Raw genomic sequence first — 17,877 nt, forward strand, 5'->3', positions numbered from 1 at the left:
CATGGCCCGTAAACCGCCACCCGGCAGCCTCGACGAAGACGCCTGGATCGAAGTCATCGCGAGGATGGACGAGGTCTATTCCAAGCTGGTGCAAGATGAAATCGCCCTGGAAGAGAAGAACGTCGAACTGGAGCAGTCGCAGCAGTTCATCGCCGGGTTACTGTCGTCGATGTCCGACGTGTTGCTGGCCTGCGACCCGCAAGGGCGCATCGAGGAGAGCAACAGCGCGCTGCGCACGCTGGTCGGCCGTGATGAACAGTCATTGTCCGGCAGCCCGGCCTATGTCTTGTTGGCTGACCCCCACAGTGAAACCCAGTTGCGCCAGACCCTCGCCAGCCTGCGCCATCCCAACGCCAGCGCCTCGCTGGAGGTCAACTTCAAGGATGTCAACGGCGCGCCGGTGCCCGTGGACGTCAGTTGCACCGTGCGCAGCACGGGCAATGGACGCTTTATCGGGCACGTGCTGGTGGGGCGACCGCTGGGCGAACTCCAGCACGCGTATCGCCAACTGCACGAGGCCCACGAGGCGCTCAAGCGCACTCAACAGCAACTGTTGCACGCGGAAAAAATGGCCTCGCTGGGGCGCCTGGTGGCTGGTGTCGCCCACGAACTGAACAACCCCATCAGCTTCGTGCTGGCCAACGCGCATGTGCTCGACAGCTATGGCAAACGCCTGCAGCAGTACCTGCAAGCGGTCCACGGCGGCGAGTCGCACGCCAGTCTTCAAGCCTTGCGCCAACAGCTACGCATCGATCCGCTGCTGAGCGATTTGCCGTCGTTGATCGAGGGCAGCATGGAAGGCGCGCAACGCACCGCCGACATCGTCAGCGCCCTGAAGCGCTTCTCGGCGGTGGATCGTGAAGCGCTGGGCGAGGTCGACCTCAATGACGTCATCGAGCGCGCCATCCACTGGGTCTGCCGTGGCGTCGCGCCCGATCTGCAGGTGCATTGGCAGGCCGTTGACACGCCGCCGGTGCGCGGCAATGCCGGGCAACTGCTGCAAGTGCTGATGAACCTGATGCAGAACGCCTACGATGCCGCGCAAGCGGCCAACCAGGCCTTGCCGACAGTCTGGATCGAGGTGACCCAGGAGCCGGGCTGGGTCACCCTGCGTTTACGCGACAACGGTGCGGGCATCGCAGAGAAACACCTGAGCCAGGTGTTCGACCCGTTCTTCAGCACCAAGTCCGTGGGCAAAGGCACGGGCCTGGGCCTGTCGATCAGCTACGGCATCATCGAACGCTGTGGCGGTCGGATGGTGGCCGCCAATCACCCCGAGGGCGGTGCGCAGTTCACCGTGACGCTGCCCGAAGCCGGGCCCGCCTGAGCCGATAATCCGGCAGCGGCGCTGGAAGCTCATTGTCCAGTTATCGGCTCGGCTGGACAGTCACTGTCCAGCCGCCATGTTCTGCGAGCGCCCGACCACGCCTGAATGGTACTCGGCACGCAAACTGGCACAGGGTTTGTATGAGGTTTTTTCGTTTCTTCATACTTGAACCCATCTTTCTGGAGTTCGCATGCCCTTGCATCCTGTTTCACCGACTCGTGCGCCTTTGACGTTCAAACATCGCGTCCTGGCCATTTTTGCCGGCCTGGTCGCTGCCAACCTGCTGGCCTGGGCCTGGGCTTTCACGGCCTTCCATGACTATCCGCTGTTGCTCGGCACCGCCTTTCTGGCCTACAGCTTCGGCCTGCGCCATGCCGTGGATGCCGATCACATCGCCGCCATCGACAACGCCACCCGCAAGCTGATCCAGGAAGGCCGACAAACCGCGAGTGTCGGCCTGTTTTTCTCGCTCGGGCACAGCACCGTGGTAATCCTGGCTTCGCTCGGCATCGCACTGACGGCCACGGCGTTCAAAAGCGAAATCGAAGCCTTTCACGGCCTTGGCGGGCTGATTGGCACCTCGGTGTCTGCCGCCTTCCTGTTGCTGGTGGCGTTGATCAACCTGCTCATCCTGCGCTCGGTGTACCAGGCGTTTGGCCGCGTGCGGCGCGGCGAACGGATCGGCGAGCAAGAAATGAACGCGATACTCACCGGCGGTGGCCCCATCGCCCGACTGTTGCGCCCGCTGTTCCGCCTGATCAGCCGTCCCTGGCACCTGTATCCGCTGGGCCTGCTGTTCGGCCTGGGTTTTGATACCGCCACGGAAATCGGCCTGCTGGGGATCGCTGCGGTGCAAGCCTCGCAGAGCCTGCCGATCTGGTCGATTCTGGTGTTCCCGGCGCTCTTCACGGCCGGCATGGCGCTGGTCGACACCGCCGACAGCGTGATGATGACCGGTGCTTACCACTGGGCACTGGTCAACCCGGCACGCAAGCTCTATTACAACCTGACCATCACGTCCATGTCGGTGTTGGTGGCATTGCTGGTGGGCGGGGTGGAAGTGCTCGGGCTGATCGCGGCGCGCTGGGATCTGCACGGCGGTGTGTGGGATTTCATCACTGCGCTGACCGACAACTTCGGCATGATCGGCTACCTGATCGTCGGGATATTCATCCTGACCTGGGCCGTTTCCGTGTTGTTCTACCGCTTCAAGGGCTACGACCGCCTGGACGCGACGCCCGCCTGAGCCTTCTCTTCCTTTCAGCGCCTGGCGAGGTTCTCTCGCCAGCCACTTGCCAAGCCGGACATATGGTTTCCAGGCTGCATAAATAGTGGAAACAAACATTCCAGCTGAGGTTTGTTACAAGGTGTCTCAATGCGCTCGGTAAAAAAGTAAAAGTCCTTTAAAAACAGATAGATAAATTAATTAGTAAGCAATTTATCTACACCGCGGCGAAATGGCACAGGTCTTGTACTTACCAGATAACTGAACGTCATGGGTTACCCGCATGTTTCCAGCAGCCGTCGCAATCATGCCCAGGCTGCAGCCTCAACACCCCATAGAACTGATGGCCTTTGTAGCCGACGGCATGGCGCCTGACTCACCTGGTCGGGCACAGATTTCCAACACACCGAGTGCAGCCCCCGTTGAAGCACCTTCTCGGGGAGGAGAAATAAAGTAATGGAAACGTTTTACGAGGTGATGCGCAGACAAGGCATCTCGCGCCGCAGCTTTCTCAAGTTTTGTTCCTTGACCGCAACGTCGCTGGGGCTGGGCCCGGCATTCATGCCCAAAATCGCCTGGGCCATGGAGAACAAGCCACGCACGCCAGTCCTCTGGCTGCACGGCCTGGAATGCACCTGTTGCTCGGAGTCATTCATCCGCTCCGCGCATCCGCTGGCCAAGGACGTGGTGCTGTCGATGATCTCCCTGGATTACGACGACACCTTGATGGCCGCCGCCGGGCATCAGGCCGAGGCGATCCTTGACGAGGTCATGACCAAGTACAAGGGCAACTACATTCTGGCCGTCGAGGGCAACCCGCCACTGAACCAGGACGGTATGAGTTGCATCATTGGCGGCAAGCCCTTCGTCGAGCAGTTGAAGCGCGTTTCACGCGATGCCAAGGCGATCATTTCCTGGGGCTCCTGCGCCAGTTGGGGCTGCGTACAGGCCGCCAAGCCGAACCCGACCCAGGCGGTGCCGATTCACAAGGTCATCACCGACAAACCGATCATCAAAGTGCCGGGCTGCCCGCCGATCGCCGAAGTCATGACCGGGGTGATCACCTACATGCTGACCTTCGACCGCATTCCTGAGCTGGACCGTCAGGGCCGGCCGAAAATGTTCTACAGCCAGCGCATTCACGACAAGTGCTACCGCCGTCCGAACTTCGACGCCGGTCAGTTCGTCGAGTCCTGGGACGACGACGCGGCGCGCAAGGGCTACTGCCTTTACAAAGTCGGCTGCAAAGGCCCGACCACCTACAACGCCTGCTCGACCGTGCGTTGGAATGGCGGCACCAGCTTCCCGATTCAGTCCGGCCACGGCTGCATCGGTTGTTCGGAGGAGGGGTTCTGGGACAAGGGCTCGTTCTATCAGCACTTGAGCGGCATCAACCAGTTTGGCGTTGAAGCGAACGCGGACGAAATCGGCCTGGTTGCCGGCGTCACCGTCGGCGCAGCGATCACTGCCCACGCTGCCGTCACCGCCCTCAAACGCGCCAGCAACGGCAAAGCGCCCACTACCTCGCCCGACGCCCCAGCGACAAGACAGGAATAAGCACCAATGAGCACCTATTCGACTCAGGGTTTCGACCTCAACAACACAGGCCGACGTATCGTTGTCGACCCTGTGACCCGTATCGAAGGCCACATGCGCGTCGAGGTCAACCTCGATGCCAACAACGTTATCCGCAACGCCGTTTCCACCGGCACCATGTGGCGCGGCCTCGAAGTCATCCTCAAGGGCCGCGACCCACGTGACGCCTGGGCATTCGTGGAACGCATCTGCGGCGTCTGCACCGGTTGCCACGCGCTGGCCTCGGTGCGCTCGGTAGAGGACGCGCTGGGCATTCGCATCCCGCCGAACGCGCACTTGATTCGCGAGATGATGGCCAAGACCCTGCAAGTCCATGACCACGCCGTGCATTTCTACCACCTGCATGCACTGGACTGGGTGGACGTGGTGTCTGCGCTCAAGGCTGACCCCAAGCGCACCTCGGAATTGCAGCAGACCGTTTCGCCGGCTCACCCGTTGTCTTCGCCGGGTTATTTCCGCGACGTGCAAAACCGTCTGAAGAAGTTCGTCGAAAGCGGTCAGCTCGGGCCGTTCATGAATGGTTACTGGGGCAACCCGGCTTACCAACTGCCGCCTGAAGCCAACCTGATGGCCGTGACCCATTACCTTGAAGCCCTCGACCTGCAGAAAGAGTGGGTGAAGATCCATACCATCTTCGGTGGCAAGAACCCGCACCCCAACTACCTGGTCGGCGGCGTGCCCTGCGCGATCAATATCGATGGCGACCTGGCCGCCGGTGCGCCGTTGAATATGGAACGCCTGAACTTCGTGCGGGCGCGCATCGACGAAGCGCTGACCTTCTGCCGCAACGTGTATGTGCCGGACGTGCTGGCCATTGGCACTATCTACAAGCAAAAAGGCTGGCTGCACGGCGGCGGTTTGTCGGCGACCAACGTGATGGATTACGGCACCTACGCCAAGGTCAATTACGACGACAGCACCAACCAATTGCCGGGCGGGGCGATCCTCAACGGCAACTGGGACGAAATCCTGCCTGTCGACGCGCGTGATCCCGAGCAAGTGCAAGAGTTCGTGACCCACTCCTGGTACAACTACCCGGACAACGACAAGGGCCTGCACCCGTGGGACGGCATCACCGAGCCGAACTACGAGCTGGGCGCCAAGACCAAGGGCACCCGCACCAACATCGAAGAAGTCGACGAAAGCGCCAAATATTCGTGGGTCAAATCGCCGCGCTGGCGCGGCCACGCCATGGAAGTCGGGCCGTTGGCGCGTTACATCCTGGGCTATGCCCATGCCCTCAAAGGCAACCCGCATTGCCAGCGGGTCAAGGAACAACTGGAAGGTTCGCTGCGAGCCGTCAACCTCGACTTGCCAAAAGCCCTGGGCCTGGCGGAAACCAACCTCAGTGCCAAGCAACTGTTGCCCAGCACGATCGGCCGAACGCTGACCCGCGCCCTGGAAGCCGAGTACTGCGCAGAAATGATGGTCGACGACTGGAACGAGTTGATGACCAACATCCGCAACGGCGACCGTACCACCGCCAACGTCGAAAAATGGGACCCGTCCACCTGGCCTGCCGAGGCCAAAGGGGTCGGCATCGTTGCCGCGCCACGCGGCGCACTCGGCCACTGGATCCGGATCAAGAACGGCAAGATCGAGAACTACCAGTGCGTCGTGCCCAGCACCTGGAACGGCAGCCCGCGTGACGCCAAGGGTCAGATCGGTGCTTTCGAGGCCGCGCTGATGAACACGCCGGTGGCCGTCCCCGATCAGCCCGTGGAAATCCTGCGCACGCTGCATTCCTTCGACCCTTGCATGGCCTGCGCCACCCACGTGATGAGCGAGGACGGCGCGGAGCTGAGCACAGTCAAGGTCAGTTGATCGATTGTTCAACGCTGCATTCGGCAGGCGCCACGGCGCCTGCCCATCCAAAGGTGACGCTATGACCCAACCTACTCAAAGCCCCCTCGACGCGTCGGAATACGTGTACGAGGCGCCCGTGCGCCTGTGGCACTGGATCAATGCCGCCTGCATTGTGGTGCTGGCCATCACCGGCTACCTGATCGGTTCGCCGCTGGCGACCCAACCGGGCGAAGCCAGCGACCATTTCGTGATGGGCTACATCCGCTTTGCGCATTTCAGCGCGGCGTACATTTTCACCATCGCCATGATCGGGCGCGCCTATTGGGCGCTGGTGGGCAATCATCACGCCCGCGAACTGTTCTCGGTGCCGCTGACCAGCAAGGTCTACTGGACCGACATGCTCGCTTGGGTGCGCTACTACCTGTTCATCGGGCCGACGCCAAAACCGATGTTCGGCCACAACCCGCTGTCGCGTTTCGCGATGTTTTTCATCTTCTTGCTGTCCTCGCTGTTCATGATCCTGACCGGCTTCGCGCTGTATGGCGAAGGCGCGCAAATGGGCTCCTGGCAGGAACGCACCTTCGGTTGGGTACTGCCGCTGCTGGGGCAATCCAACAATGTGCATGTCCTGCATCACTTGGGCATGTGGGTGATTGTGCTATTCGTCATGTTCCACATCTATGCCGCCGTGCGCGAAGAAATCAACGGGCGCCTGAGCTTGGTCGGGGCAATGATTTCCGGCTACAAGACCTTTAAAAAATGACCAGAATGGTAGAAACCGCCATGAGTCCTCTCCAACCGACACTGCCGCAGATCACTGTGCTGGGCATCGGCAATCTCCTGTGGGCCGACGAAGGCTTCGGCGTTCGTTGCGTCGAAGCCTTGCAACAGCGTTATGAGTTCGCCGACAACGTGGCGCTGATCGATGGCGGCACGCAAGGCCTGTACTTGATCCAGCATGTCCAGCAAGCCGATTACCTGCTGATTTTCGACGCCGTGGATTACAACCTCGCGCCTGGCGAACTGAAGTTCATCGCCGACGACGATGTCCCCAAATTCCTCGGCATCAAAAAGCTCAGCCTGCACCAGACCGGCTTTCAGGAGGTGCTGATGCTCGCGCAACTGACCGGCCATTACCCGACACGCGTGCTGCTGATCGGTTGCCAGCCGGAAAACATGATGGACTACGGCGGCAGCCTGCGCCCCAGCGTCAGGGCCGCCATGGAAGGTGCGCTGGATGAGGCGCTGCGCGTGCTCGAGGGTTGGGGCGCGGCACCGCACAAGCGCGCCTCGCCACTCGCGGGTGAAGAGGCGGTGACCCTGCCGCACCTCGAGCTGCAACGCTACGAAAACGAACGCCCGTCCGAACAGCAAGCCTGCCGGATCGGCGACGAACGCATCCTCGCCAGGCGCGCCTGATATGTGCATCGGATTGCCCATGCAAGTGATCGCGGCCGAGTTGGGCTTCGCCCGCTGCCGCGACCGCCACGGCGAAGAACGCCGTATCGACCTGTCACTGGTCGGCCCGTGTGCGGTCGGCGACTGGCTGTTGATCTTTCTCGACGCCGCCCGTGAACGCCTCGACGCCCAACGCGCCAGCGAAATCGACTCCACCCTGCGCCTGCTCGAAGCGGCCCTGTTCGGCACGGCCCCGCAGCCCGACAGCGTGCCGGGTTTCAGCCTGCCCTCGGCCATGAACGCCGAGCAACTGGCGGCCTTGTTGGGCCACGCGTCGCCACCCCTTGCGCCTGCCGCGCTCACCCCACCTCAACCGTCAGTCAAGGACCCCACATGAGCGACTCCGCTGTTTTCATGGCGCCCATTCCCGTGACACCCGCCATCCCGGCCTTGATCAGCCGGCTGGTGGAGCAATTCGACGCGACCTGGATCGACGCCGACAACCTCGATGCCTGGCTTGCCGAAGGGGGCGACTGCCTGTTGCTGCTGTGCGGTGACCCGGTACGCCATCCCGAATGCCTGGACGTGGCCGTGGTGTTGCCGGAACTGCGCGTGGAAATCGCGCGCCGCCACCAATTGAGCCTGCGCCTGGGCGTGGTCGGTCGCGCCGATGAAGAAGCCATCGCCGCGCGCTTTGCCGTGCGCCGCTGGCCGTCGCTGGTGTGGCTGCGCGATGCGGGTTACGTCAGCACCTTCAGCGGCATGCTCGACTGGGACGAATACCTGCGCCTGGCGGAAGCTGCCGTGAGCCAAAGCAACGCGCGCATTCCATTGCTTGCCGGTGCCCCGGTCAGCGCCCCCGGAGGTTGCCAATGAACCACGATGCCAATCACCGCGATGCACAAAGCCACGCCGTGGAGTTCGATCCGCTGAACTACATCCCCGTGGTGGATATTGGCCCCGGCTCGCAACCCGACGATGAGGACGTGCTCGAATACATCAGCATGCCTCAGGGCATGTATACCCATAGCATTCCGGTGCTGCCCGAACCTGAAGAGCTTGCGGCGCTGCCCGGTGCGCGGCACGCGTTGCAAGCGTTGCTGCAATGCCTGCGCGACTGCAATAACGGCCTGACCACGCAAAGTGTCGACCTCAGTGGCCTGGAAACAGGCGACCGCAAGCTGCTCGACCAATTGCTGGGCGAAGGCGAGGTCAGCGCGATCATTGCCGCGCAGCCGTCGTTGCGTATCCAGGAATCGATCTTCGCCGGCGTATGGCGCATCTACGGCCAGGGCTACGATCACGTCGAAGTGGGCGCCGCGCCTTCGCAACTGCGCGGCAATGCCCGCGCGGCGGCCCGACCGGCGGATTTCGACTTGTCGTCAGCGTTGCCGCTGGGCGTCATGAACGCCCCGGCGATCCTGACCGAGGTACAAGACCGCAGCCAACACTGGCAACCCGGCGATCAGGTGCATGTCATCAACCTGACCTTGCTGCCGTTGTCCGAACAGGACATCGCCTTCCTCGACGCCTACTTGCCCGCCGGCCCGGTGCGCGCCTTGGCCCGTGGCTATGGCAATTGCCTGATCAGCGCGACCCGGATCCAGAACTGCTGGCGCATCACGTACTTCAACTCACAGGATGCGCAGATCCTCGACACCATCGAAATCACCGACCTGCCGGAAGTGATCTGCGCCGCCCCCGAAGACCTGGCCGACTCACTGGAGCGCTTCGAAGACGTTATCCAGTGGTTCGAAGGGCAGTGAGGTCACGATGAACGAAAAAACCGGCTTCGAAGGCAGCTACGGCGGCGACAACGCCCGGATCAGCGACGCCACCCGCCTGGAATGCAAAATCTGCTGGTGGGTGTATGACCCGCGCGACGGCGACCCGGTCTGGCAGATTGAGCCGGGTACGCCGTTCTCCGCATTGCCGGAACATTGGCGTTGCCCGAATTGCGATGGCGATGCCGAGCAGTTCATGGTGATCGATGAACCTGTCTGAGCGCCAAGACGGCCCGGCGCAACAGGCACAAACCCTGTGCGCGCACTTCCAGGGCATCGCCGAGACACGCATGCGCGGGTTGCCGTTTCTCAATCAACAGCTGGCGGTCGAGGCGGTGGGCTTCAGCGCGCAAATCGCCGGGGAAAACGCCGCAGCCGGGGTGCTGGGTGTTCTGATCAGCCCTTGGTTCATGAACCTGATCTGGCTGCCGGAGAACCGCGGCACACTCCTGGCTCAGGGGGCGTCAGGCGAACATCAATTTGGCGGGCAGTGCCTGACCTTCATTGGCGCAGACGGCGAAGACATCGGTGGCTACGAGAGCTGTTCGCTGTTTTCACCGATGTTTGAATTTGCCGATCAGGACGCGGCCCGGCAAACCGCCGAACAGGTGCTGGCGCTGTTGCGGGACGCGCCCGAACGCGCACCCGAACGCCCGGCCATCAGCCGCCGTGGCTTGCTGTTCGGACGCGTGTCCGGGGGCGCGCAATGACCGCCATGGCAAGCTTGGCGCGGCTCGGCGGCTCATTGCGGGTGCGTCCCGGCCAGCAGCCCGCGATTGTCGGCGGGCGTCCGGCGCTGGCCGCCACCTTGTTGCGCGGCCAGCCGCCACAGACCGCCGCGCACCACTTGCCGTTGCTCTATAGCCTGTGCGGGCAAGCGCACCGCTTGACCGCAGCGTTGGCCGTCGACACCGCACTGCATGGCGAAACCCCCATCGACCCCAACACCCAGCGCATGCTGGAGGCCGAAACCCGCCGCGAGCATGTGCGGCGTATGCTGCTCGAATGGCCGCGGTTGCTGGGTAACCCGTCGGTGCGCCCCGATCTCAGCCTACTGCATGCCTGGGAACACGCCCCGCAACAGGCGATGGCCGCCTGGCTGGGCGAATCGGTGGCGCAATGGCTTGAACGGTGGGACGCCGAGCCGTTCAGCGCGCTCGATGAGTGGAGCCAGCGCAGCGATCATTGGCTGGCGCACGCCCTGGCCGATTGCCGCGAGGATGCCCACGCCCTGCAACTGCCGGTGCATGCCCTGTCGCTGGCCGGCAACACCCAAGCGCTGCAGGTGGTGGCCGCCCAACTGCGAGAGGCCAGCGATTTTGCGTTGCATCCGGTGGCCTTCGGGCTACCCTGTGAGACGGGCAGTTGGACCCGCGCGCGTGAGGCCGACCCCCAACGCTACGCCAGCGTCTGGCTGCGTCTGGGCGCGCGCCTCGCCGAACTGGCGCGGCTCTCGCTGCCACAGCCCGCTGGCTTGGCACTCGGCGCATTGGCGCTGGGGCCCGACGAGGCGTTGGCCTGGAGCGAAACGTCGCGCGGCCTGTTGTTGCACCGGGTCTGTCTGGAGCGAATGAATGCCGGTGTGTTGATCCGCGACTATCAGGTCATCGCGCCGACCGAATGGAACCTTCATCCCCACGGCGCGCTGGCCCAGGGTTTGGCGACGATGTCAGCCGGCGATCCGGCCACGCGACGTCGCGCTGAGCTGTTGATCGCGGCTTTCGACCCGTGCATCGGCTTCACCCTTGAGCTTGAAGCCGTACCGAGCGAGGACATTATTCATGCATGAAGTGAGTCTGGCGGGCGGCATTCTCAGCGCCGTCGAGGCGGCGGCCAGGCGCGATCCGTTCGTGCGGGTCAGCCGCCTGCGCCTGGAGGCCGGCAAGCTGGCCGGCGTTGAAATCGAGGCGCTGCGTTTCGCCCTTGAAGCACTGGCACCCGGCACCTTGCTGGCCGGTGCGCAAATCGATATTGAACAACCGCCGGGCCAGGCCTGGTGCCTGGATTGCGCCATCAGCGTGCCGCTGATCGAGCGCGGCGCCGGCTGCCCGCAATGCGGCGGCTTTTGGCTGCAACCCACCGGTGGGACTGAATTGCGCATCCTCGACCTGAAGGTCGAGGATCATTAATCGTTTGATTTTGGAGGTACACCATGTGCGTCGTCTGCGGTTGCGGAACCGGACATTCACACGACAAGACCGAAGCTCCGGCCACCGATAGCGATGTGCAGGTCGACGCTACCGGCGACCTGCATTACGGCGCGGGTCAGGCGCGGGTTTCAGTGCCCGGCATGAGCCAGGCCCGCACCATCCGCCTGGAGCAAGACATCCTCGGCGAAAACGACCGGCACGCCGCGCGTAACCGGGAAAACTTCACCGCCCACGGCGTACTGGCCCTCAATCTGGTGTCCAGCCCCGGTTCCGGCAAGACCACCCTGTTGTGCAGCACCCTCATGGCCCTGCGCCAGCGCCGCGCCGACTTGCCGCTGGCGGTGATCGAGGGCGATCAGCAAACCCGTCACGACGCCGAGCGCATCCGCGAAACTGGCGTACCCGCGATCCAGATCAACACCGGCAAAGGCTGCCACCTCGATGCCCGGATGATCACCGAAGCCTATAGCCGCCTGCCGCTGCACGACGCGCTGCACGCCGCCGGTCACACGCATCAGTCGTTTGTGCATAGCCACGTTGATCAGCAGCCGCACGCCCACGTACAGACTCAACAGCATCAACACAGCCATCACGCCCATGACGGCGGTGAGCCGGCCGGCATGCTGTTCATCGAGAACGTCGGCAATCTGGTCTGCCCCGCGCTCTGGGATCTGGGCGAGGCGGGCAAAGTGGCGATCCTGTCGGTGACCGAGGGCGAAGACAAACCCCTCAAGTACCCGGACATGTTCGCCGCAGCGCGCCTGATGATCCTCAACAAGATCGACCTGTTGCCGCACCTGGATTTCGACGTGCAGCGCTGCCTGGACTATGCGCGACAGGTCAACCCGCAGATCCAGATCATCCAGCTCAGCGCCCGCGACGGCACCGGGCTGGATGCCTGGCTCGACTGGTTGCTGGCCGGCGCCCCCGCGGTTGACCGCCGCGCCGCGCGCATCGCCGAACTGGAAGCTGAACTGGCCCGCCTCAAAGCTCAGGTGGAGGCCCCGCATGCGTAGCGAAAAACTGCCTGGCGCGCAGGTCTGGCCGCCGGTGCTGGCCTGTGGCGCGTGGCTGAAGAACACCGCCTGCCTGTTGCAGGGCGATCAGGTGCTGTGGTCGCCACTCCACGGTGACTTGGGCGACCCGCAAAGCTGCCTGGACCTGGCGGCGTCGTTGGACGTTCTGTTGGCGTGCGCTGAAGTCACGCCGCAAGCCATCGCCCATGACTTGCACCCGGATTTCTATAGCTCGCAACTGGCGGTGACGCTGGCGGAAAAACTCAACGTGCCCGCCGTAGCCGTGCAGCATCACCACGCGCACATTGCCGCGCTGATGGCCGAACATGGCCTCGACGGCCCGGTACTCGGCCTGGCGCTGGACGGCGTGGGCCTTGGCAGCGATGGCGCAGCCTGGGGCGGCGAGTTGCTCTGGGTGGCCAGCGATGCCTGGCGCCGACTCGGTTATCTATTGCCACTGCCGCTGCCCGGTGGCGATGTGGCCGCCCGCGAACCCTGGCGCCTGGCCGCCGCGGCGCTGCACCTGCTGGGGCGCGACGATGAAATCCTCAGGCGGCTCGGGCCGCTGGTCGGCGAACAAAGCGCGAACACTGTCGCGCAGATGCTCGCGCGCAATCTCAACTGCCCGCCGAGCAGTGGCGCCGGCCGTTGGTTCGATGCCGCTGCGGGGATTCTCGGCATCAGCGTGCGTCAACAATTCGAGGCCGAGGCCGCCATTGCCCTGGAGCGTCTGGCCGCTGAATACCTGGCAACCCACGCCGAGCCCGCCATCGACGGCCTGTGGCATCTCCGCGCTGACGGCGTGCTCGATCTGCTCCCGCTGCTGACCCGCCTGTTCGAACTCGCCGACAGCGCACGCAGCGCAGAAGGCGCGGCGCTGTTTCACCTGACGCTGGCCGCCGCTCTCGCCGACTGGGTCGAGCACCAATCCACCACGCTGCCGGTGCTGCTCGGGGGCGGATGCTTCGCCAATCGCCTGCTCAGTGCCCGGCTCACGCAACGATTGAGCGCCAGGGGCTTAGCGGTTTTCAGCGCGCAGGCTGTGTCTTGCGGCGATGCCGGGCTGGCCCTGGGTCAAGCCTGGGTTGCCGCGCACTGGCGCGACCCGCAGCGCCAACCCGCTTTGCCATTGAAGGAATCCCAAGCATGTGCCTAGCCATTCCCGCACGCGTGATCGAATTGCGCGCCGGCGATAACGCACTCGTCGACTTGGGCGGTATCCGCAAGGAAATCTCCCTGGCGCTGGTGCCGCAAGCCCAGGTCGACGACTACGTGATCGTCCACGTCGGTTACGCCCTCGGCCTGATCGACCCCGAAGAAGCCCAGCGGACCCTGGCCATGTTCGAAGAACTGGACCGCCTGCAACCGGAAGCCCTATGAAGTACATCGATGAATACCGCGACGGCGAACTGGCACAACGCATTGCCGAGCGCATCCGTGACGAAGTCCGGCCGGAACGCCAATACCGCTTCATGGAATTCTGTGGCGGCCACACCCATGCGATATCGCGTTACGGCGTGAGCGATTTGCTGCCCGCCAATGTCCGCATGATCCACGGCCCCGGCTGCCCGGTGTGTGTCTTGCCGATTGGGCGTATTGACCTGGCGGTGAAGCTGGCGCTGGAGGACGGAGCGATCCTCTGCAGCTATGGCGACACCCTGCGCGTGCCGGCGTCCGGTGGCCTCTCGCTGCTGCGCGCCAAGGCACAAGGCGCGGATATCCGCATGATCTACTCGCCCAGTGATGCGCTGAAAATCGCCGAGGCCAACCCCGAGCGTGAAGTGGTGTTCCTGGCCATTGGCTTCGAAACCACCACGCCGCCGACCGCCCTGGTGATCCGCGACGCCGCCGCTCGCGGCCTGAGAAACTTCAGCGTGCTGTGCTGCCATGTCCTGACCCCGGCGGCCATCGAGCATATCCTTGCCGCCCCCGGGCAAGATCCGGCGGCGGTGGAACTGGACGGCTTCGTCGGCCCGGCGCATGTGAGCATCATCATTGGCTCCGAACCCTACGCCGAGTTCGCCCGCCGATACCGCAAGCCGGTGGTGATTGCCGGTTTCGAACCGCTGGACGTGATACAGGCGATTTTGATGCTGGTGCGCCAGGTCAACGACGGGCGCGCCGAGGTCGAAAACGAATTCGTCCGCGCCGTCGGCCGCAACGGCAACAGCGCCGCCCAGACCTTGATGGACGAGATCTTCGAACTGCGTGAGAGCTTCGAATGGCGCGGGCTTGGCGAGGTGCCGTTCAGCGCCTTGCGCATTCGCGCAGAGTTCGCCGCCTTCGATGCAGAAAAACGCTTCGACCTGCATTACCGCGCCGTGGCCGATAACAAAGCCTGCGAATGCGGGCCGATCCTGCGCGGCCAGAAAAAGCCCACCGACTGCCGCCTGTTTGGCAGCGTATGCACCCCGGAAAACCCCATGGGCTCGTGCATGGTCTCCAACGAAGGCGCTTGCGCCGCTCATTACGCCTACGGGCGCTATAAAGACATCGAGGTTGTTGCAGTATGACCGGCCGTTCCCCCGTAAAACGCGGTTATGTACGCCCCCTCAATTTTCGCGACGGCGTGGTCGATATGGGCCACGGTGCTGGCGGGCGCGCTTCGGCGCAGTTGATCGAAGAGCTATTTGTCGCCGCCTTCGACAACCCGTGGTTGCGCCAGGGCAACGATGGCGCCGCCTTCAGCCCGGAACTCAAACCCGGCGAACGCATGGTCATGGCCACCGACGCACACGTGGTGTCGCCGCTGTTTTTCCCCGGTGGCGACATTGGCAGCTTGTCTGTGCATGGCACCCTCAACGACGTCGCCATGGGCGGCGCGCGGCCGCTTTATCTCTCTGCCAGCTTCATCATCGAGGAGGGCTTTGCCCTCGCTGACCTCAAGCGCATCGTTGAGTCGATGGGCCGCGCCTCCCGCGATGCCGGGGTGCCGATCATCACCGGCGACACCAAAGTCGTGGAACGCGGCAGTGGCGACGGCGTGTTCATCAGCACCACCGGCATCGGCATTATCCCCAACGGGGTCGACACGGGCGGGCATCGCGCACGCCCCGGTGATGCGATTTTGGTGTCCGGCAGCATCGGCGAACACGGTGTGGCGATCATGTCCAAGCGAGAAGGGCTGACGTTCGAGACCGAAATCCTGTCTGACAGTGCGGCGCTGCATGGCTTGGTGGCGCAGATGCTCGCGGTCGCTCCCGGCCTGCGCGTACTGCGCGACCCGACCCGAGGCGGTTTGGCGACCACGCTGAACGAAATTGCCGGTCAGTCCGGAGTCGGCATGCTGTTGGACGAAGCGGCGATTCCCGTGCAGCCGCAGGTTGAGGCCGCTTGCGAACTGTTGGGCCTGGACCCGCTGTACATCGCCAACGAGGGTAAGCTGATCGCAATCTGCGCCGAAGAAGACGCCCAGCCGCTGCTCGACTGTATGCGCCTCAACCCGTTGGGCGAACATGCGGTGCGTATCGGTACGGTCCTTGAAGACGCCCACGGTTTCGTGCAGATGCAGACCCGATTCGGCGGGCGCAGGGTGGTGGACTGGTTGTCGGGCGAACAACTGCCGAGAATCTGCTGAGGCCCTGAAGCCTTGAGTCAGCAGCGAACGGCGGCATCCTCCAGTTGCCGCCATGCGTTCCGCAACCCTGCCAAGTCGGCAGGGGGGAAGGCTGACAAACGGCAGGACGGTGAGAGCCCCCTCGGATGTGCAGCCGTCACGCCGCACATCATCCTCTGAGCGGCGTCAACGTTGCTCCAGCCCGGTCGGTCTGGAACACGAACGCCGGATTGGTCGAGGGCCCGTCGGCCCCCAGCAGTTTCTGGTTGCGCTGGACCAGGATCGAGCCCGCTGCGGTCAATGCCCAGACCTGCGGCCATTGCCCGTCGGGACCGACGCCGGCGCTCAGTGCCGTCAAGCCGAGACTGGCGACTTCGCGACTGGTCTGCGGCCCACCCCGGTCGGTGACCCGCGCCTGGAAGCTGAACTGATCGGTGTCCGGGGCCTGCAGGCGCGCATCCGGGTGGCTGTCGACCAGGCGCACGTTCCAGCTGCCGGCGACCGCACGCGCCAGATCGCGCAGCGTATTGGCCGCATTGCTCTGCACCGGCGTCAGGGCGCCGCTTTGCGGCAGGTCGAACACAAAACAATCGCCAACGCCGGACGCGCCATGGCGCCCGAGCAGCCTCGTGCAATGGCCGACGCCATCGCCGAGTTTGCGCAGCACGTGTATGCGAGCCAATCAACCGCGCCGGTTTTCAACTCAACCGACATGGGCCACCCCCAAGGCCCATGTTGCTGCGCCAATTGGGCAAAGCGCTTTCAGCGCGCGGCTGTCTGTTGCCGTTCCTGGCACAGGCCTGTCGCTGCCAGGTGTTGCACCACGTATTGAGCATCGCGTGCCACCCCGGAAAACCGCCCGGAGCCCCAGGTGTGCAGCCACGGCAAGCCGAGGAAGTACAAGCCCTGCCGAGCGGTAACGCCACGGGTATGGCCGGGATAGCTGCGGCCGTTGAAGACGGGCACATCGACCCAGCTGAAATCCGGCTGGAAACCGATGCACCAGATGATGCTGGTGATGGCGTTGGCGGTGAGCTCCAGTTCGCTTCGCTCTTCTTGCGGCGCCCACAGCGGCGTGTAGGGCGTGCCGATTGGTGCATCGATCGCGTTCTCGGCAATGTACTTGTCAATGCTGGCGTTGATGCGATTGTAGACCGCGTCGGCGGCCTCCAGGTTGGCGCCCAGGTCGCAGGCAAATTTCAGCGTGGTGCCTTCCAGGCTTTCGAGCCTGCCAAACAATTGCATGCCTTCGTGGGCGAAGCGGCGCAGGTCGATATCGCGTCCGCCATCACGCCCTGTGACGTAGTGGTTGGTGTTGTCGCGCACGCCTTCGCGAAGCGGGTGAGTGTCCACCCCAATGTCGTAGTAACCCATCTGCGCCAGCCAGTCGACCACGTCTTTGCCACGGTAGAAGCGCGCGCAACGCGGCGCATCGCCGACGGCCAGGTACACCTTGCGCCCGGCCAGATGCAAGTCTTCGGCGATTTGCGCACCGGACTGCCCGGAACCCACCACCAGCACGGCGCCCTCGGGCAAGGCCTGCGGGTTGCGATACTGCTCGGAGTGAATCTGCGTGATCTGCGCCGGCAACCGTTCGGCCAGGCGCGGAATGATCGGCGTGTGATAGCCGCCGCTGGCGATAATGACGTGGTCGGCGGTGAAGTCGCCCTTGGACGTATTGAGCAGGTAGCCGCCTTCAGGGCGTGCGGTCATGCGCTGTACCGTAACCCCTTCCTTGGTCGGGGCGTTGACCTTGGCGATAAAACCGTCGAGGTAATCGATGATCTGATCTTTTGTCATGAAACCATGGGGCGCATCACCCGTATAAGGGTGGCCTGGAAGGGCGCACTGCCAGTTCGGCGTCACCAGGCAAAAGGCATCCCAGCGCTGGCTGCGCCAGGTGTGCGTCAGGGTATGTTTTTCCAGGACTACGTGATCAATGTCCTGTTGTTGCAGGTAGTAACTGGCCGACAGGCCGGCCTGGCCGCCGCCGACCACGATGGTGGTGTAGTGAGTCAT

At 63.7% G+C, this 17,877-nt stretch carries 20 protein-coding genes; 18 read left to right on the forward strand and 2 right to left on the reverse strand.

All coding sequences use genetic code 11. The features are described from left to right. Position 1: 1 nt before the first annotated feature. The 18 genes from C8K66_RS00590 (at position 2) to hypE (ending at position 15,879) form a co-directional block, all read left to right on the forward strand. A complete protein-coding gene (locus C8K66_RS00590) occupies positions 2–1,327 on the forward strand; it encodes an ATP-binding protein (RefSeq protein ID WP_017845588.1) in 1,326 nt (441 codons plus the stop codon). Between the two features lie 190 nt (positions 1,328–1,517). Next, positions 1,518–2,573 (forward strand): HoxN/HupN/NixA family nickel/cobalt transporter, encoded by a 1,056-nt coding sequence (locus C8K66_RS00595; RefSeq protein WP_057004039.1) that lies wholly within the window; start codon positions 1,518–1,520, stop codon positions 2,571–2,573. Positions 2,574–3,008: 435 nt separating this feature from the next. Beyond that, positions 3,009–4,109, forward strand: a complete 1,101-nt coding sequence (locus C8K66_RS00600) for a hydrogenase small subunit (RefSeq protein WP_017845590.1) — start codon at positions 3,009–3,011, stop codon at positions 4,107–4,109. A 6-nt stretch (positions 4,110–4,115) separates the two neighbouring features. After that, a complete protein-coding gene (locus tag C8K66_RS00605) occupies positions 4,116–5,972 on the forward strand; it encodes a nickel-dependent hydrogenase large subunit (protein ID WP_108524021.1) in 1,857 nt (618 codons plus the stop codon). Positions 5,973–6,033: 61 nt separating this feature from the next. After that, positions 6,034–6,717, forward strand: coding sequence for a Ni/Fe-hydrogenase, b-type cytochrome subunit (gene cybH / locus C8K66_RS00610; RefSeq protein ID WP_046383281.1), 684 nt, complete (start codon positions 6,034–6,036; stop codon positions 6,715–6,717). 20 nt (positions 6,718–6,737) lie between these two features. Beyond that, entirely contained in the window at positions 6,738–7,373 is a 636-nt protein-coding gene (locus tag C8K66_RS00615; RefSeq protein ID WP_046484246.1) for a HyaD/HybD family hydrogenase maturation endopeptidase, read from the forward strand. A 1-nt stretch (position 7,374) separates the two neighbouring features. Then, positions 7,375–7,749, forward strand: a complete 375-nt coding sequence (locus C8K66_RS00620) for a HypC/HybG/HupF family hydrogenase formation chaperone (RefSeq protein WP_017845594.1) — start codon at positions 7,375–7,377, stop codon at positions 7,747–7,749. Continuing rightward, a complete protein-coding gene (locus tag C8K66_RS00625; RefSeq protein WP_017845595.1) occupies positions 7,746–8,228 on the forward strand; it encodes a hydrogenase in 483 nt (160 codons plus the stop codon). Before C8K66_RS00620 ends, C8K66_RS00625 begins: the two co-directional genes overlap by 4 nt. After that, positions 8,225–9,118 carry a hydrogenase expression/formation protein gene (locus tag C8K66_RS00630; RefSeq protein ID WP_052743351.1) on the forward strand — a complete coding sequence of 298 codons (894 nt, stop codon included), beginning with the start codon at positions 8,225–8,227 and terminating at the stop codon, positions 9,116–9,118. Before C8K66_RS00625 ends, C8K66_RS00630 begins: the two co-directional genes overlap by 4 nt. A 7-nt stretch (positions 9,119–9,125) precedes the next feature. Next, positions 9,126–9,356, forward strand: coding sequence for a rubredoxin (locus C8K66_RS00635; protein ID WP_017845597.1), 231 nt, complete (start codon positions 9,126–9,128; stop codon positions 9,354–9,356). Further along, positions 9,343–9,846 carry a [NiFe]-hydrogenase assembly chaperone HybE gene (gene hybE, locus C8K66_RS00640; protein ID WP_108524023.1) on the forward strand — a complete coding sequence of 168 codons (504 nt, stop codon included), beginning with the start codon at positions 9,343–9,345 and terminating at the stop codon, positions 9,844–9,846. The genes C8K66_RS00635 and hybE overlap by 14 nt, the downstream gene beginning before the upstream one ends. Further along, the gene (locus C8K66_RS00645) at positions 9,843–10,925 is read left to right on the forward strand and encodes a HoxV (RefSeq protein WP_046383284.1); all 1,083 of its coding nucleotides are present in this window, start codon (positions 9,843–9,845) and stop codon (positions 10,923–10,925) included. The genes hybE and C8K66_RS00645 overlap by 4 nt, the downstream gene beginning before the upstream one ends. After that, positions 10,918–11,265: a hydrogenase maturation nickel metallochaperone HypA gene (locus C8K66_RS00650; protein WP_108524024.1), complete on the forward strand. Its 348-nt coding sequence runs from the start codon at positions 10,918–10,920 to the stop codon at positions 11,263–11,265. Before C8K66_RS00645 ends, C8K66_RS00650 begins: the two co-directional genes overlap by 8 nt. 23 nt (positions 11,266–11,288) lie before the next feature. Beyond that, a complete protein-coding gene (gene hypB, locus C8K66_RS00655; RefSeq protein WP_108524025.1) occupies positions 11,289–12,302 on the forward strand; it encodes a hydrogenase nickel incorporation protein HypB in 1,014 nt (337 codons plus the stop codon). Next, complete coding sequence (locus tag C8K66_RS00660) at positions 12,295–13,458, forward strand: hydrogenase maturation protein HypF (RefSeq protein ID WP_108524026.1); 1,164 nt, start codon at positions 12,295–12,297, stop codon at positions 13,456–13,458. The genes hypB and C8K66_RS00660 overlap by 8 nt, the downstream gene beginning before the upstream one ends. After that, complete coding sequence (locus tag C8K66_RS00665; protein WP_017845603.1) at positions 13,449–13,682, forward strand: HypC/HybG/HupF family hydrogenase formation chaperone; 234 nt, start codon at positions 13,449–13,451, stop codon at positions 13,680–13,682. The genes C8K66_RS00660 and C8K66_RS00665 overlap by 10 nt, the downstream gene beginning before the upstream one ends. Next, positions 13,679–14,815, forward strand: coding sequence for a hydrogenase formation protein HypD (gene hypD, locus C8K66_RS00670; protein ID WP_108524027.1), 1,137 nt, complete (start codon positions 13,679–13,681; stop codon positions 14,813–14,815). Before C8K66_RS00665 ends, hypD begins: the two co-directional genes overlap by 4 nt. Next, positions 14,812–15,879, forward strand: a complete 1,068-nt coding sequence (gene hypE, locus C8K66_RS00675; protein WP_108524028.1) for a hydrogenase expression/formation protein HypE — start codon at positions 14,812–14,814, stop codon at positions 15,877–15,879. Before hypD ends, hypE begins: the two co-directional genes overlap by 4 nt. 148 nt (positions 15,880–16,027) lie before the next feature. Here the strand turns inward: hypE and C8K66_RS00680 are convergent, their stop codons facing one another. Both C8K66_RS00680 and C8K66_RS00690 read right to left on the reverse strand, forming a co-directional pair. Then, positions 16,028–16,540, reverse strand: coding sequence for a hypothetical protein (locus C8K66_RS00680; protein ID WP_158276036.1), 513 nt, complete (start codon positions 16,538–16,540; stop codon positions 16,028–16,030). An 80-nt stretch (positions 16,541–16,620) separates the two neighbouring features. Continuing rightward, positions 16,621–17,877, reverse strand: a complete 1,257-nt coding sequence (locus tag C8K66_RS00690) for an MSMEG_0569 family flavin-dependent oxidoreductase (protein ID WP_108524030.1) — start codon at positions 17,875–17,877, stop codon at positions 16,621–16,623.

It is taken from the genome of Pseudomonas sp. GV105, from assembly GCF_003058185.1.
Taxonomy (GTDB): Bacteria; Pseudomonadota; Gammaproteobacteria; order Pseudomonadales; family Pseudomonadaceae; genus Aquipseudomonas; species Aquipseudomonas veronii.

What these genes read in the sequence shown, in the direction of transcription:
- C8K66_RS00590 (WP_017845588.1), top strand. Translation starts at nt 2, where the DNA reads ATGGCCCGTAAACCGCCACCCGGCAGCCTCGACGAAGACGCCTGGATC.
- C8K66_RS00595 (WP_057004039.1), top strand. Translation starts at nt 1,518, where the DNA reads ATGCCCTTGCATCCTGTTTCACCGACTCGTGCGCCTTTGACGTTCAAA.
- C8K66_RS00600 (WP_017845590.1), top strand. Translation starts at nt 3,009, where the DNA reads ATGGAAACGTTTTACGAGGTGATGCGCAGACAAGGCATCTCGCGCCGC.
- C8K66_RS00605 (WP_108524021.1), top strand. Translation starts at nt 4,116, where the DNA reads ATGAGCACCTATTCGACTCAGGGTTTCGACCTCAACAACACAGGCCGA.
- cybH (WP_046383281.1), top strand. Translation starts at nt 6,034, where the DNA reads ATGACCCAACCTACTCAAAGCCCCCTCGACGCGTCGGAATACGTGTAC.
- C8K66_RS00615 (WP_046484246.1), top strand. Translation starts at nt 6,738, where the DNA reads ATGAGTCCTCTCCAACCGACACTGCCGCAGATCACTGTGCTGGGCATC.
- C8K66_RS00620 (WP_017845594.1), top strand. Translation starts at nt 7,375, where the DNA reads ATGTGCATCGGATTGCCCATGCAAGTGATCGCGGCCGAGTTGGGCTTC.
- C8K66_RS00625 (WP_017845595.1), top strand. Translation starts at nt 7,746, where the DNA reads ATGAGCGACTCCGCTGTTTTCATGGCGCCCATTCCCGTGACACCCGCC.
- C8K66_RS00630 (WP_052743351.1), top strand. Translation starts at nt 8,225, where the DNA reads ATGAACCACGATGCCAATCACCGCGATGCACAAAGCCACGCCGTGGAG.
- C8K66_RS00635 (WP_017845597.1), top strand. Translation starts at nt 9,126, where the DNA reads ATGAACGAAAAAACCGGCTTCGAAGGCAGCTACGGCGGCGACAACGCC.
- hybE (WP_108524023.1), top strand. Translation starts at nt 9,343, where the DNA reads ATGAACCTGTCTGAGCGCCAAGACGGCCCGGCGCAACAGGCACAAACC.
- C8K66_RS00645 (WP_046383284.1), top strand. Translation starts at nt 9,843, where the DNA reads ATGACCGCCATGGCAAGCTTGGCGCGGCTCGGCGGCTCATTGCGGGTG.
- C8K66_RS00650 (WP_108524024.1), top strand. Translation starts at nt 10,918, where the DNA reads ATGCATGAAGTGAGTCTGGCGGGCGGCATTCTCAGCGCCGTCGAGGCG.
- hypB (WP_108524025.1), top strand. Translation starts at nt 11,289, where the DNA reads ATGTGCGTCGTCTGCGGTTGCGGAACCGGACATTCACACGACAAGACC.
- C8K66_RS00660 (WP_108524026.1), top strand. Translation starts at nt 12,295, where the DNA reads ATGCGTAGCGAAAAACTGCCTGGCGCGCAGGTCTGGCCGCCGGTGCTG.
- C8K66_RS00665 (WP_017845603.1), top strand. Translation starts at nt 13,449, where the DNA reads ATGTGCCTAGCCATTCCCGCACGCGTGATCGAATTGCGCGCCGGCGAT.
- hypD (WP_108524027.1), top strand. Translation starts at nt 13,679, where the DNA reads ATGAAGTACATCGATGAATACCGCGACGGCGAACTGGCACAACGCATT.
- hypE (WP_108524028.1), top strand. Translation starts at nt 14,812, where the DNA reads ATGACCGGCCGTTCCCCCGTAAAACGCGGTTATGTACGCCCCCTCAAT.
- C8K66_RS00690 (WP_108524030.1), bottom strand. Translation starts at nt 17,877, where the DNA reads ATGACTCACTACACCACCATCGTGGTCGGCGGCGGCCAGGCCGGCCTG.